The following is a 12475-nucleotide window of genomic DNA, read 5'->3' as shown; positions in this document are numbered from 1 at the left end:
CGCACCCGGAGCGGACCGCCGGCACGGTCCGGCGCGCCGCGACCGGGCGTGTCGGCACCCGGACACCCCACCGAGCGGGAATGCGCGGTGTGCCATGATCGTTGCTCAGCAAGAACACGCACACACGTGCTCCGGGGTCGGTGCAATTCCGAGCCGGCGGTGACAGTCCGCGACCCGTGAGGCTCCTCGTGAGCCGAGCGGTTGACCTGGTGGAACTCCGGGACCGACGGTGAAAGTCCGGATGGGAGGAGACGTGGCGTGCACGCGGCCGTCGGTCGCGCGCACGTGGCAGCGGCGACCCCTGGGGTCGTCCTCCGCCGAGACCCCGGAGCCCTGACCGGCACGGGAGGACGGCGATGGGCACCGAGACCCACCACGGCGCGACGCTGCTCGGCACGCACGCCCGTGCCCGGGCTCCCCGCCCCGCACCGGGCACCGCCACGACCCCCGCCGGTCTCCCCGCGACGGTCCCGGCGCCCACGGCGGCCGTGACCCCCGCGGAGACCGCCGCCATGCGTCACGCCCTCGACCTCGCGCGCCGCGGTCCCGCCCACGGACCCAACCCGCGGGTCGGCTGCGTGCTCCTCGCCCCCGGCGCCGGCACCGACCCGTCCGGCGCACCGGAGCCCGCCGCCGTCCTCGGCGAGGGCTGGCACCAGGGCGCGGGGACCGCGCACGCCGAGGTCGCGGCCCTGGCCGACGCCCGCCGCCGCGGCCACGACGTGCGGGGCGCCACGGCCGTCGTGACGCTCGAGCCGTGCGACCACACGGGGCGCACCGGCCCGTGCAGCGTCGCGCTCCTCGACGCGGGTGTCGCCCGCGTCGTGGTCTCCGTGGCCGACCCGAACCCGCAGGCCGCCGGGGGAGCGGACCGCCTGCGCGCCGCGGGCGTGGACGTCCGGGAGGGGCTCCTCACCGAGCAGGGCCGGGAGACCCTCGGCGCCTGGCTGCCCGCCGTCGAGCGCGCGCGCCCGTTCGTCACCCTCAAGCTCGCCACGAGCCTGGACGGCCGCGTCGCCGCCCCGGACGGGTCGAGCCGCTGGATCACCTCGGCGCAGTCCCGCCGGCACGCGCACGACCTGCGCGCCGACGTCGACGCCATCGTCGTCGGCACGGGCACCGCGCTCACCGACGCCCCGTCGCTGACCGCCCGCACCGCCGACGGCGCCCTGACCCACCACCAGCCGCTGCGGGTCGTCGTCGGGCACCGGGACCTGCCCGCCGGCGCGCGCCTGCACGGCGCCGGCGGGGAGCTGCTGCACGTGCGCTCCCACGACCCCCACGAGGTGCTGCGCGTCCTGCACGGGCGCGAGGCCCGGCACGTCCTCGTCGAGGGCGGCCCGACGCTCGCCGCGGCGTTCCTGCGCGCCGGCCTCGTCGACGAGGTGCACGCCTACGTCGCACCCGTCCTGCTCGGCGCGGGGCCGCCCGCGCTCGCGGACCTCGGCGTCACCACGATCGCGGGCGCGCTGCGCCTGACCCCCCGCGAGGTCGTCCACCTCGGGCCCGACGTCCTCGTCGTGGCGACCCCGGACGCCCCCGCGCCCCTGACCGGCACGAGCACGACCAGCGAGGAGAGCTGATGTTCACAGGCATCGTCGAGGAGGTCGGCGCGGTCGTCGCGCTCGAGCCGGGCGCGCACGACGGCACGACGGGCGGCGGCGAGGGGGACGCGCGGCTGACGGTGCGGGGGCCGCTCGTCGCGTCCGACGCACGCCTCGGGGACTCCATCGCGGTGTCCGGGGTCTGCCTCACGGTCGCCGCCCTCGGCGAGGACGGCACCTTCACGGTCGACGTCATGCCCGAGTCGCTGCGCCGCACCGCGCTCGGTGACCTCGCGGCGGGCAGCCCGGTGAACCTCGAGCGGGCGCTGCGGGCCGACGCGCGCCTCGGCGGGCACGTCGTGCAGGGGCACGTCGACGGGGTCGGGACCATCCGGGCCCGCCGGCCCGGACCCCGCTGGGACGAGGTGGAGATCGCGCTCGACCCGCACCTCGCGCGGTACGTCGCGGAGAAGGGGTCGATCACCGTCTCCGGGGTCTCGCTGACGGTCACGCACGTGTCCGACGACGCGTTCGGCGTCTCACTCATCCCCACGACCCTCGAGGCCACGACGCTGGGCGGCCTCGCGCCCGGCTCGCGCGTGAACCTCGAGGTCGACGTGCTCGCCAAGTACGTCGAGCGCCTGCTCGCGACCGGCGCGGTGACCCGGTGAGCGCACCCGTGCGCCTCGGCACCGTCGAGGACGCGCTCGACGCGCTGCGCGCCGGCCGCCCCGTGCTCGTCGCGGACTCCCCGGAGCGGGAGAACGAGGCCGACGTCATCCTCGCCGCCCGGTCCGCGACCCCCGAGTGGGTCGCGTGGACGATCCGGCACTCCTCGGGCTACCTGTGCGCGCCCATGCCCGCCGCCCGCGCCGACGCCCTCGAGCTCCCGCTCATGGTCCCGCGCAGCGAGGACCCGCGCCGCACCGCCTACACCGTCACGGTCGACGCCGCCCGCGGGGTCACGACCGGCATCTCCGCCGCGGACCGCGCGCACACGCTGCGCACGCTCGCCGACCCCTCGTCCGGCCCGGAGTCCCTCATCCGCCCCGGGCACGTCCTGCCCCTGCGCGCCGTCCCCGGCGGCGTCCTGCACCGGGCCGGGCACACCGAGGCCGCCGTCGACCTGTGCCGCCTCGCGGGCCTCGAGCCCGTGGGCGCCATCGCCGAGCTGGTCAACGACGACGGCACGATGGTCCGGCTCCCCGAGGCCGCCGCCCTCGCCGAGCGCGACGGGCTCGTGCTCCTGACCATCGAGGACCTCGTCGCCTGGCGGCGCACCCACGACCCCGTCGAGCCGCCCGGCCCCGAGACCGCCGGCCACGCCGCAGCGCCGGGCGCCCCCGCCCAGGCCCGCGTGCACCCGACCCACACCGCGTACCTGCCGACCCGGCACGGGGACTTCCGCATCCACGGGTACCGCGACCTGCGCACCGGCGCCGAGCACGTCGCGCTCGTCTCGACCGCGGGCCTCGCCGACGTCCCCGTCGTGCGCGTGCACTCCGAGTGCCTCACGGGCGACGCCTTCGGGTCCGCCCGCTGCGACTGCGGCCCCCAGCTCGACGCCGCCCTCGCGCTCGCGGCCCGCGAGGGCGGCGCGGTCGTCTACCTGCGCGGGCACGAGGGCCGCGGCATCGGCCTGCTCGCGAAGGTCGCCGCCTACGCGCTGCAGGACGAGGGCCGCGACACCGTCGAGGCGAACCTCGACCTCGGCTGGCCCGCGGACCGCCGCGAGTACGGCGCCGCCGCCGCGATCCTCACCGACCTCGGCGTGACCCGGGTGCGGCTCCTGACGAACAACCCCGCCAAGGTCACGGGGCTGCAGGCCCACGGCGTCGCCGTCACCGAGGTCCGCGGCCTCGAGGTCGGGCGCACCCCGCACAACGAGGCCTACCTGCGCACCAAGGCGACCGCGATGGGCCACGTGCTGCCCGGTCTGGACGGCCGCGGGGCGCACGCCCCGCACGCCGAGCCCCGCACCGTCGCGCCCGTGCACGTCGACCCGGTGCGCGCCTCCCCGCCCCTGCCGGGCACCGACACCACCGACCACGTCCTCGACGGCGCGACCGTCCCGGCGGGCACCCCCGTCCCCAGCCCCCGCACCACCCCCACGAACCAGGAGACCCCCGCATGAGCGGCGCCGGAGCCCCCACCCTCACCGTCGACGGCACCGGGCTGCGCGTCGTCGTCGTCGCCGCGAGCTGGCACACCGTCGTCATGGACGGCCTCCTCGCGGGGGCGCAGCGCGCGCTCGCCGACGCCCACGTGAGCGACGTGACCGTCGTGCGCGTGCCGGGCACGTTCGAGCTGCCCGTCGCCGCGAAGCACGCCGCCGAGCACGGCGCGGACGCCGTCGTCGCGCTCGGTGTCGTCATCCGCGGCGGGACCCCGCACTTCGACTACGTGTGCCAGGCCGCGACCCTCGGGCTGACCGACGTCGCGGTCCGCACCGGCGTCCCCGTCGGCTTCGGGGTCCTCACGTGCGACGACGAGGCGCAGGCCCTCGACCGCGCGGGCCTGCCCGGGTCGCACGAGGACAAGGGCACGGAGGCCGCACAGGCCGCGGTCGCGACCGTCGTGGCCCTGCGCGGGTCGCTCGGTGCGTCGCTCGGGGGCGCACGGTGATCGACTGGCTCTTCGACGCCCAGCTCGTCGTCGCGGGTGCGCCCATCCTCGTCCGCGAGGTCGTCGGGAACCTGTTCGGGCTCGCGTCCGCCGTCGGGGGTCTGCGCCGGCGCGTGTGGGCGTGGCCCGTCGGGATCGTCGGCAACGTGCTGCTGTTCACGGTGTTCCTCGGCGGGGTGTTCGACACCCCGCAGGCGAAGGACCTCTACGGGCAGGCCGGGAGGCAGGTGTTCTTCGTGGTCGTCGCGGTCTACGGGTGGGTGCGCTGGCGCCAGGCCCGCGGCGCCGGGGACGGGCCGGCGATCGTGCCGTCCTGGGCGGGCACCCGCGGCCGGGTCCAGCTGCTCGTCGCCGCCGTCGGCGGGACCGTCGTCGCCGCGCTGGTGTTCCAGGCGCTCGGCTCGTGGGGGCCGTGGGCCGACGCGTGGATCTTCACCGGCAGCCTGCTGGCGACCTACGGCATGGCGCGCGGCTGGACGGAGTTCTGGCTCGTGTGGATCGCGGTCGACGCCGTCGGTGTCCCGCTGCTGCTGCGCGCCGGGTACTACCCGTCGGCCGTCCTGTACGCCGTGTACGGCGGCGTGGTGCTCTACGGGTTCACCGTGTGGGTCCGCGCGCAGCGCACCGGGCAGGCCCAGGAGGTCACCGCGTCGGCCGGGGCGGGCACCCTCGCGGTGGACGCGCCCGCCGGCGACCGCGCGGGCGTCTAGGCTCAGCGCGTGAAGACGTTCGACTCGCTGTTCGCCGAGCTGGCCGAGAAGGCCACCACCCGCCCCGCAGGATCCGGAACCGTCGCCGAGCTCGACGCCGGCGTCCACGCGATCGGCAAGAAGATCGTCGAGGAGGCCGCCGAGGTGTGGATGGCCGCCGAGCACGAGGGCGACGAGCGCACCGCCGAGGAGATCTCGCAGCTGCTCTACCACCTGCAGGTCCTCATGCTCGCGCGCGGGCTCACGCTCGAGGACGTCTACGCCCACCTCTGAGGCGCCGGCACGACCCCGGCCCCGGCCCCGGCACACCCGCCGCGCCCGGGCCCCCACCCGACCGAACCACCCCGTGAGGACCACGTGCTGAGGATCGCCGTCCCCAACAAGGGCTCCCTGTCCGAGCCCGCCGCCGACCTGCTCCGCGAGGCCGGCTACCGCCAGCGCCGCGACTCCCGCGAGCTTGTGCTGCCCGACCCCGACAACGACGTGGAGTTCTTCTTCCTGCGCCCCCGCGACATCGCGGTGTACGTGGGGGAGGGCACCGTCGACGTCGGCATCACCGGCCGGGACCTCCTGCTCGACTCCGCCTCGACGGCGACCGAGCACCTCCGGCTCGGCTTCGCGCGCTCGACGTTCCGGTTCGCCGCCCCCGCCGGGCAGCTCACCGACGTCACCCAGATCGCCGGGCACCGCGTCGCGACGTCCTACCCGGTCCTCGTCGCCGACTACCTGCGCGAGCGCGGCGTCGAGGCCTCCGGCATCGTGCGCCTCGACGGCGCCGTCGAGACCGCGATCCGCCTCGGCGTCGCCGACGTCATCGCGGACGTCGTCGAGACCGGCACCACGCTGCGCGCCGCCGGCCTCGAGATCTTCGGCGAGCCGATCCTGCGCTCCGAGGCCGTCCTCGTGCGCCGCGCCGACGGCGACGAGCCCGCCGGCCTCGACGTGCTGACCCGCCGCATCCAGGGCGTCCTGACCGCCCAGCAGTACGTGCTCATGGACTACGACGTGCCGCTCGCGCTCGTCGACCGGGCCGTCGCCATCACTCCCGGGCTCGAGTCCCCGACCGTGTCCCCGCTGCACAACCGCGAGTGGGCCGCCGTGCGCGCCATGGTCCGGCGCGACGAGACCAACCGTGTCATGGACGCGTTGTACGACGTGGGCGCTCGCGCGATCCTGGTGACCTCGATCCACGCGTGCCGGCTCTGACCCCCCGGCGCACCGCCCCCGGAGAGGCACCATGACCAGCGGCGACCCCGACGCCGGACCCCACGCCGACCGCATCGCCGGGCTCTACGCGACGTTCCGCCCGCGGCTCGCGCGCGTCGTCACGCTCGCGCTCATGGTGCTCGTGCTCGCGCTCACCGCCGCCCTCGTCGTCGCCCTGCCGTCCATCGGCCCCGAGGGCGAGTCGTTCGGCGACCAGCTCGGCATGGGCCTGCTCGGCGCCGGCATCGCCTGGTTCTGCTGGCGGCAGGCCAGCGTCCAGGCGCGCGTCGACCGCGACGGCGTCACCGTCCGCAACCTGCTGCTCACCCGGCGGCTCACCTGGCCCGAGATCGTCTCCGTCCGCTTCGGTCAGGGCCGCCCCTGGGTCCAGCTCGACCTCGCCGACGGCGACACCCTCGCCGTCATGGGCGTGCAGCGCTCCGACGGCGCGTACGCCGACGCGCAGGCCCGGCGCTTCGCGACCCTCGTCGCCCTGCACTCGCGCACCGCCCGCGACGACTGAGCGACCGCTCAGGCGCTCGCGGGCTCCGCGGCGAGCCGCTCGGCGTGCACCCCGGCCGCGGCGACCGCGAGGAACGCTGCCGGGTCACCGTCGAGCCCGCGCCCCATCGTGGAGAGCCGCACCGGCGTCCCGCGCAGCGCCTCGAGGAGGTCCGGCCCGGTCGCCGCGTCGACGAGCCGGTGCCGCCCTGCGGGAGCCGCGAGGGCCTGCGCCTGCGCCCGCACCCGGGCGTCGAGCTCGTCGAGCCCCGCCCCGGCGGCCGCGAGCCCGGGGACGACGACGTCGGCGGGGGACAGGGCCACCCGCCCGTACGCGGTCGTGGAGTGGTGGGAGACGCCCAGGTGGCGCTCGCGCGCGTCGGCCCCGGAGACCCGCAGCGACGCCACCGCGCGCCCCCCGAGCACACCGACGGCGTTGACGGCCTCACCCGCGGCGACCCCGGAGAACCCCCACCGCGTCCCGGTGCCGAGGTTGCCCGGGCCCTGCGCGACGACGGCGAGGTCCGCCCCGGCGACGAGCCGCGCCGCCAGCAGGCCCGTGTGCACCGTGACGGCCTCGAGGTCGCCCCCGAACGCCTGCCCGGTGGTCACGCACGCCTCGAGCCAGCCCGCGTCCCGCAGCCCCGCGACCGTCCGGGAGAACCACGCGGGCAGCGCGCCACCGTCCGTCATGACGTACACGACGCGCGGCGCGGGCCGCCCGTGCAGCGCCGCGGAGTGCCGGGCCCCCGCGACGACCGCGGGCAGGGCCGAGTGCAGGTCCGCGACGACCACCGGCAGCCCGGCGAGGTCGTCGGCGTCGCGCAGCACCTCGTGGTGCGCGGACTCCTGGTCGTCGACGCCGAGGACCGTGGCCTGCAGCGGGGTGTACCGGGCCTTCACCAGGTGCCCGGGCCCGGCCGGCGGGTCGGCGGGCACCCGGTCCCCGAGCGCGACGACCATCGCGTAGCCGCCCGTCCCCAGCCCGCGCGCGAGCGCCGACACGTTCAGCAGCACCCGGTCGCCGACCTGCGGCTCCCCGACGAGCCCCGGGTACGCGAGCGCCCGCACCCGGCCGTCCGCGGGCAGCCCGCCGACCGGCTCGCCCTCGAGCTCGACCTGCATCTCGACCGCCCCGGGCCACGACGCGCCGCCCGACACCACGACACCCGCACGCCACGTGATCACCGCTGCAGGCTACCGGCGACTACGGTGGAGGCGATGCCCGACCAGATCCACCCCGCCGAACGGCTGCTCAACCTCGTCATCGCCCTGGTCAACACCTCGGCGCGCATGACGAAGGAGCAGATCCGTCGCAGCGTCGCGGGGTACGCCGACGCCCCGTCCGACGACGCGTTCGAACGCATGTTCGAGCGCGACAAGGACACGCTCCGCGACCTCGGCATCCCCGTGCTCACCGTGACGGGCGCCGGGCACGGCGACGACATCGGGTACCGCATCGACCAGGAGGCCTACGCCCTCCCGCCCGTCGACCTCACCGCCGCCGAGCTGGGCGTGCTCTCGCTCGCCTCGGAGTTCTGGCAGGACAAGTCCGTGCGCACCGACACCGAGCGCGCGCTGACCAAGCTCCGCGCCGTCGGCGACGCCCCCGAGGCGTCCGACCTCGTCGCCGGCCTCGCCCCCCGCGTGCGCGCCGCCGGGGCAGCGTTCGGCCCCCTGCTCGACGCCGTGCACGCCCGCCAGGCCGTGCGCTTCACCTACCGCGCCGCGAGCACCGGCGAGGTCCGCGAGCGCGTCGTCGAACCGTGGAAGCTCCTGGCCCGGCGCGGCGGCTGGTTCCTCGTCGGCCACGACCGCGACCGCGACGCGCCCCGCTCCTTCCGGCTCAGCCGCGTCGAGGGCAAGGTCCGCACCGTCGGCGCCCCCGGCGCGTTCCCCGAGCCCGACGTCGAGCGTCTCGGCACGGCCCTGCGCAGCTGGGGCGCGGGGGAGGAGCGCATCGCGACCCTCGCCATCCGCCCCGAGCGCGCCGAGGCCCTGCGCGTGCGCGCCGTCCGCACCCCCGCCACCACGCCCGACGACGTCGACCTCGCCGACCCCCGCGTCGCCGCCGTCCTCGCCGACCGCGACGTCGTCCGCATCCCCTTCACCGCGCTGTGGGATCTCGCCGAGGAGATCGTCGGCTACGGCGACGCCGTCGTCGTGCTCGCCCCCGAGCCCCTCCGCGCCACCGTCCTGCGCCTGCTGCGCACCGCCGCCGACCTCGTCACCCGGGGAGCCGACCATGGCTGAACGCGCGAGCGACCGCCTCCTGCGCATGCTCGGCATGATCACCTACCTCGACCGCCACGCCGGCGTCCCCGTCGAGCAGGTCGCCGAGCAGTTCGGGGTGACGCCCGCCCAGGTCATCGACGACGTCGACACCCTCTGGATGACCGGAACGCCCGGCTACTTCCCGCACGACCTCATCGACTTCGACGCGGCGTCCTACGAGGCCGGCGTCGTCCGCCTCACCGAGTCCCGCGGCATGACCCGACCCCTGCGCCTCGGCACCCGTGAGGCCGTCGCGCTCGTCGCCGCCCTGCGCGCCATGGAGGAGGCCCTCGGCCCCCGCCTCGAGCCCGCCCGCGCCGCCGTGCTCTCCTCCGCGCTGGCCAAGCTCACCGCCGCCACCGGCGAGGCCGCCGCGACCATCGACGTCCGCCTCGCCGTCGACGGCGCCCCCGAGGTCGTCGAGGCCCTCTCCGCCGCCCTGCGCGACGCCCGCCGCCTGCGCCTGCGCTACGTCAACGCCGCCGACGTCGCCAGCACCCGCGACGTCGACCCCGTCCGCCTCGTCACCGACGACGAACGCTCCTACCTGCTCGCCTGGTGCCTGCGTGCCGACGACGAACGCCTCTTCCGCGTCGACCGCATCCTGCGCGCCGAGGTCCTCGACGAACCCGCCCAGCCCCACCGCGTACGCGCCGACGCCGACGTCTTCCGCCCCGACCCCGCCGGCGGGCTCGTCACCCTGCACCTGACCAGCCAGGGCCGCTGGGTCGCCGAGAACGTCCCGGTCGAGGCCGTCCGCAACCACGACGACGGCACCTTCGAGGTCGACCTGCGCATCGCCTCCCGGGCGTTCCTGCGCCACCTGCTCCTCCAGGCCGCCGACGACATCCTCGAGGTCCGCCCCGCCGACGCCGCCGCCGACGTCTCCGCCGTCGCCAGCGCCGCCCTCGACGCCTACGGGCCCCTCGCGGACTGACCGGCCGCGCCGCACGGAGACGCCGCGCCACACCGCACCGAGCTGCCCCGCCGGCCCCGCCGACGCCGCAGCCGCACGCGACCCACGACTACGCTGGCCCGATGCTGTGGTTCACCGTCTGGACGGTCCTCGTGCTCGCCGCCGTGGCCGGCGCCTTCCTGCTCGGCCGCAGCCTCTGGCGCAAGGTCCGGGACCTCGGAGCCGCCGCCGCGGAAGCCTCCGACGTGCTCGGGCGCCTCGCCGACCAGGTGGACGCGCTCGCGGACGCGGCGGGGCAGCAGGAGCCGGTGCGGGCGCAGCTGTTCGACGACACGCACGTCCTGCGCGAGCGGCTCGCGGAGCTGCGTCGTGCGGCGGGGGGCCGCCGTGCGGTGCGCCGGCTGCAGCACCAGGAGACCTACGCGCGGTGGCGGGCGTACAGCCGCTGAACAGATCGCCGGATCGACGGTCGAAGCGCTTCGACGGGGTTAGGATCGTCTGACCCACCGATGTTCGAGGGAGAGCACCCCATGTTCGGCAACGCTGTGAAGCCCACGCACATCCTGATCCTGGTGATCGTGATCATCCTGCTCTTCGGGGCGAAGCGGCTTCCCGACCTCGCACGCAGCGTCGGCCAGTCCCTCAAGATCTTCAAGAGCGAGGTCAAGGACCTCACCGACGACAAGGACAAGGGCACCCCCTCGGCGCCCGTCGCCGGCGCGCCCACGACGTACACCACGCCCGCGACACCCCCGGCGCCCTACGCGAACGGCTCGATCCCCGACCCCGTCGTCGCCACGGAGCCCGTGCGTCCGGCCGAGCCGCCCGTCGAGGGCGGCGGCCAGCCCCGGGTCTGACGCGTCGTGCCTGCTGAGCGCCGCCGGGGCGAGCCCGGCGGCCGGATGCCGCTGCGCGAGCACCTCCTCGAGCTCCGCAAGCGGCTGTTCCTCGCGGCGTGCGGTCTCGTGCTCGGCGCCGTCGCCGGGTGGCTGCTGTTCGACCCGGTGTTCGACGCTCTCCAGGCACCGCTCCTGAACGCGGCGGCCGAGCGCGACGCGTCCGCCTCGGTCAACTTCGGTGGCCTGGCGACCGCGTTCGACATGCGGGTCAAGGTCTCGCTGTTCCTCGGTGCGATCCTCACGAGCCCGTGGTGGCTCTACCAGCTGTGGGCGTTCGTCACCCCCGGGCTCACCCGTCGCGAGCGGCTCTACGCGGTCGGCTTCGTCGCGGCCGCCGTCCCCCTGTTCCTGAGCGGCTCGTTTCTCGCGTGGACGACGCTCCCCGCGGCCGTGCGGGTCCTCACCGACTTCATCCCCGAGGACTCGACCAACCTCGTCGACGCCCAGACCTACCTGAGCTTCGTCATGCGCTTCATCCTGGCCTTCGGCGTCGCGTTCGTGCTGCCGGTCATCATGGTGTGCCTCAACCTCGCCGGGCTCGTGCGCGCCGCGACGTGGGGCCACGGCTGGCGCTGGGCGGTGCTGCTGGCGTTCGTTTTCGCCGCCGTGATGACCCCCACGCCGGACGCCGTGACGATGATCGTCATGGCGCTGCCGATCTGCGGGCTGTACTTCCTGGCGCTCGGCGTCTGCCTCGTGCACGACCGCCGTGTCGACCGCAAGCGCCTCGCGGAGGGGCTGCCGCGGCTCGACGGGTCCGTCCCGGGCGAGGGCCTCACCACGTCGTGAGCCGTCCGTGCACCGCACCGCCGGTCCCCACCCGGTGAGCCGCCCCGCGGGGCGCGCTGCCGGCCGCGCGGACGGTCCCGCCGCGTGACCCGGCTCGGCGTCGTCGTGAACCCGACGGCGGCCCGCGGCCGGGGCGCCCGCGTCGGGTCCGGGACCATCGCGCGGCTGCGGGCCCGCGGGCACACCGTGCTCGACCTGTCCGCCCCGGACGCGGAGCGGGCGCGCGCCTCCGCGCGACACGCCGCCGTCGAGGGGCTCGACGCGCTCGTGGTCGTCGGCGGTGACGGCATGGTGCACCTCGGGGCGAACGTCGTCGCCGACACCGACCTGCCGCTGGCGATCGTCCCCGCCGGCACGGGCAACGACCTCGCTCGGGCCCTCGGCATCCCGCGGCGCGGCGTCGAGGAGCACGTCGCGGCGATCGAGCGGGGGCTCGCTGCCGGCCCCCGGTCGATCGACGCCGTGAGCGCCGGGCCGCCCGAGCACACCGCGCGCGAGTGGTACGTCGGGGTGCTCTCCTGCGGGATCGACGCCGCGGTCAACGCCCGCGCGAACGCCCTCACCTGGCCGCGGGGGAGCGCGCGCTACGTCCGTGCGCTGGCGGGCGAGCTCGCCCGGTTCCGGCCGTACGGGTACCGCCTGACGCTCGACGACGCGGTGTGGGAGTCCGCCGGGACGCTCGTCGCCGTCGCCAACGCGCCGTGGTTCGGGGGCGGCGTGCACATCGCGCCCGGCGCGGTCCTCGACGACGGCCTCCTCGACGTCGTCGTCGCCGGGCCGTTCACGAAGGCCGGCGTCGTGCGGATCTTCCCCGGCATGTACGCGGGCCGGCACGTCACGCACCCCGCGGTGCAGGTCCTCCGGTCCCGCTCCGTGCTCATCGAGCCGGTCGAGCGGCTCGGCGCCGAGCCATCGCACGCGTTCGCCGACGGCGAGCGCCTCGGCCCGCTCCCGCTGCGCGCCGACGTCCACCCCGGCGCTGTCCGGGTGCTCGGAGGCACCAGCGCCTAG

Annotated in this window: 15 protein-coding genes and 1 riboswitch; of the genes, 14 read left to right on the top strand and 1 reads right to left on the bottom strand. The window is 76.4% G+C overall.

Annotated elements, in window-relative coordinates:
• The first annotated feature begins 122 nt into the window (after positions 1-122).
• A riboswitch (FMN riboswitch) is annotated at positions 123-257 on the top strand.
• A gap of 255 nt (positions 258-512) precedes the next feature.
• From ribD to NXY84_RS10985, 8 genes are all read left to right on the top strand, one after another.
• The gene (gene ribD / locus NXY84_RS11020) at positions 513-1583 is read left to right on the top strand and encodes a bifunctional diaminohydroxyphosphoribosylaminopyrimidine deaminase/5-amino-6-(5-phosphoribosylamino)uracil reductase RibD (protein ID WP_258727186.1); all 1071 of its coding nucleotides are present in this window, start codon (positions 513-515) and stop codon (positions 1581-1583) included.
• On the top strand, positions 1583-2215 hold the full coding sequence (locus tag NXY84_RS11015) for a riboflavin synthase (protein ID WP_258723156.1): 633 nt from the start codon (positions 1583-1585) through the stop codon (positions 2213-2215). Before ribD ends, NXY84_RS11015 begins: the two co-directional genes overlap by 1 nt.
• Positions 2212-3678 (top strand): 3,4-dihydroxy-2-butanone-4-phosphate synthase, encoded by a 1467-nt coding sequence (ribB, locus tag NXY84_RS11010; RefSeq protein ID WP_258723155.1) that lies wholly within the window; start codon positions 2212-2214, stop codon positions 3676-3678. The genes NXY84_RS11015 and ribB overlap by 4 nt, the downstream gene beginning before the upstream one ends.
• Positions 3675-4169 carry a 6,7-dimethyl-8-ribityllumazine synthase gene (gene ribH, locus NXY84_RS11005; RefSeq protein ID WP_258723154.1) on the top strand — a complete coding sequence of 165 codons (495 nt, stop codon included), beginning with the start codon at positions 3675-3677 and terminating at the stop codon, positions 4167-4169. The genes ribB and ribH overlap by 4 nt, the downstream gene beginning before the upstream one ends.
• Positions 4169-4879, top strand: coding sequence for a nicotinamide riboside transporter PnuC (gene pnuC, locus NXY84_RS11000; protein WP_258727185.1), 711 nt, complete (start codon positions 4169-4171; stop codon positions 4877-4879). Before ribH ends, pnuC begins: the two co-directional genes overlap by 1 nt.
• Positions 4880-4888: 9 nt before the next feature.
• Entirely contained in the window at positions 4889-5152 is a 264-nt protein-coding gene (locus NXY84_RS10995; RefSeq protein ID WP_258723153.1) for a phosphoribosyl-ATP diphosphatase, read from the top strand.
• Between the two features lie 84 nt (positions 5153-5236).
• Complete coding sequence (hisG, locus tag NXY84_RS10990) at positions 5237-6085, top strand: ATP phosphoribosyltransferase (protein ID WP_258723152.1); 849 nt, start codon at positions 5237-5239, stop codon at positions 6083-6085.
• A gap of 31 nt (positions 6086-6116) precedes the next feature.
• The gene (locus NXY84_RS10985) at positions 6117-6608 is read left to right on the top strand and encodes a PH domain-containing protein (RefSeq protein WP_258723151.1); all 492 of its coding nucleotides are present in this window, start codon (positions 6117-6119) and stop codon (positions 6606-6608) included.
• 8 nt (positions 6609-6616) lie between these two features.
• Here NXY84_RS10985 and NXY84_RS10980 read toward each other — a convergent pair whose 3' ends face one another.
• On the bottom strand, positions 6617-7774 hold the full coding sequence (locus tag NXY84_RS10980; protein WP_258723150.1) for a DUF3866 family protein: 1158 nt from the start codon (positions 7772-7774) through the stop codon (positions 6617-6619).
• 33 nt (positions 7775-7807) lie between these two features.
• Between NXY84_RS10980 and NXY84_RS10975 the strand changes: the two genes are divergently transcribed.
• The 6 genes from NXY84_RS10975 (at position 7808) to NXY84_RS10950 (ending at position 12475) form a co-directional block, all read left to right on the top strand.
• Positions 7808-8839: a helix-turn-helix transcriptional regulator gene (locus NXY84_RS10975; RefSeq protein ID WP_258723149.1), complete on the top strand. Its 1032-nt coding sequence runs from the start codon at positions 7808-7810 to the stop codon at positions 8837-8839.
• Positions 8832-9797 (top strand): helix-turn-helix transcriptional regulator, encoded by a 966-nt coding sequence (locus tag NXY84_RS10970; protein WP_258723148.1) that lies wholly within the window; start codon positions 8832-8834, stop codon positions 9795-9797. Before NXY84_RS10975 ends, NXY84_RS10970 begins: the two co-directional genes overlap by 8 nt.
• 101 nt (positions 9798-9898) lie before the next feature.
• A complete protein-coding gene (locus NXY84_RS10965) occupies positions 9899-10225 on the top strand; it encodes a hypothetical protein (protein WP_258723147.1) in 327 nt (108 codons plus the stop codon).
• Between the two features lie 81 nt (positions 10226-10306).
• Positions 10307-10633 carry a Sec-independent protein translocase subunit TatA gene (gene tatA, locus NXY84_RS10960; RefSeq protein WP_258723146.1) on the top strand — a complete coding sequence of 109 codons (327 nt, stop codon included), beginning with the start codon at positions 10307-10309 and terminating at the stop codon, positions 10631-10633.
• A gap of 45 nt (positions 10634-10678) precedes the next feature.
• Entirely contained in the window at positions 10679-11464 is a 786-nt protein-coding gene (tatC, locus tag NXY84_RS10955) for a twin-arginine translocase subunit TatC (protein WP_258727184.1), read from the top strand.
• 84 nt (positions 11465-11548) lie between these two features.
• Complete coding sequence (locus tag NXY84_RS10950; RefSeq protein WP_258723145.1) at positions 11549-12475, top strand: diacylglycerol/lipid kinase family protein; 927 nt, start codon at positions 11549-11551, stop codon at positions 12473-12475.

This window comes from Cellulomonas sp. NS3, assembly GCF_024757985.1.
Taxonomy (GTDB): domain Bacteria; phylum Actinomycetota; class Actinomycetes; order Actinomycetales; family Cellulomonadaceae; genus Cellulomonas_A.
The sequence above is the reverse complement of the archived record's forward strand: the minus strand, read 5'-3'. Positions and strand labels throughout refer to the sequence as shown.

What these genes read in the sequence shown, in the direction of transcription:
- ribD (WP_258727186.1), top strand. Translation starts at nt 513, where the DNA reads ATGCGTCACGCCCTCGACCTCGCGCGCCGCGGTCCCGCCCACGGACCC.
- NXY84_RS11015 (WP_258723156.1), top strand. Translation starts at nt 1,583, where the DNA reads ATGTTCACAGGCATCGTCGAGGAGGTCGGCGCGGTCGTCGCGCTCGAG.
- ribH (WP_258723154.1), top strand. Translation starts at nt 3,675, where the DNA reads ATGAGCGGCGCCGGAGCCCCCACCCTCACCGTCGACGGCACCGGGCTG.
- NXY84_RS10985 (WP_258723151.1), top strand. Translation starts at nt 6,117, where the DNA reads ATGACCAGCGGCGACCCCGACGCCGGACCCCACGCCGACCGCATCGCC.
- NXY84_RS10975 (WP_258723149.1), top strand. Translation starts at nt 7,808, where the DNA reads ATGCCCGACCAGATCCACCCCGCCGAACGGCTGCTCAACCTCGTCATC.
- NXY84_RS10970 (WP_258723148.1), top strand. Translation starts at nt 8,832, where the DNA reads ATGGCTGAACGCGCGAGCGACCGCCTCCTGCGCATGCTCGGCATGATC.
- NXY84_RS10965 (WP_258723147.1), top strand. Translation starts at nt 9,899, where the DNA reads ATGCTGTGGTTCACCGTCTGGACGGTCCTCGTGCTCGCCGCCGTGGCC.
- tatA (WP_258723146.1), top strand. Translation starts at nt 10,307, where the DNA reads ATGTTCGGCAACGCTGTGAAGCCCACGCACATCCTGATCCTGGTGATC.
- tatC (WP_258727184.1), top strand. Translation starts at nt 10,679, where the DNA reads ATGCCGCTGCGCGAGCACCTCCTCGAGCTCCGCAAGCGGCTGTTCCTC.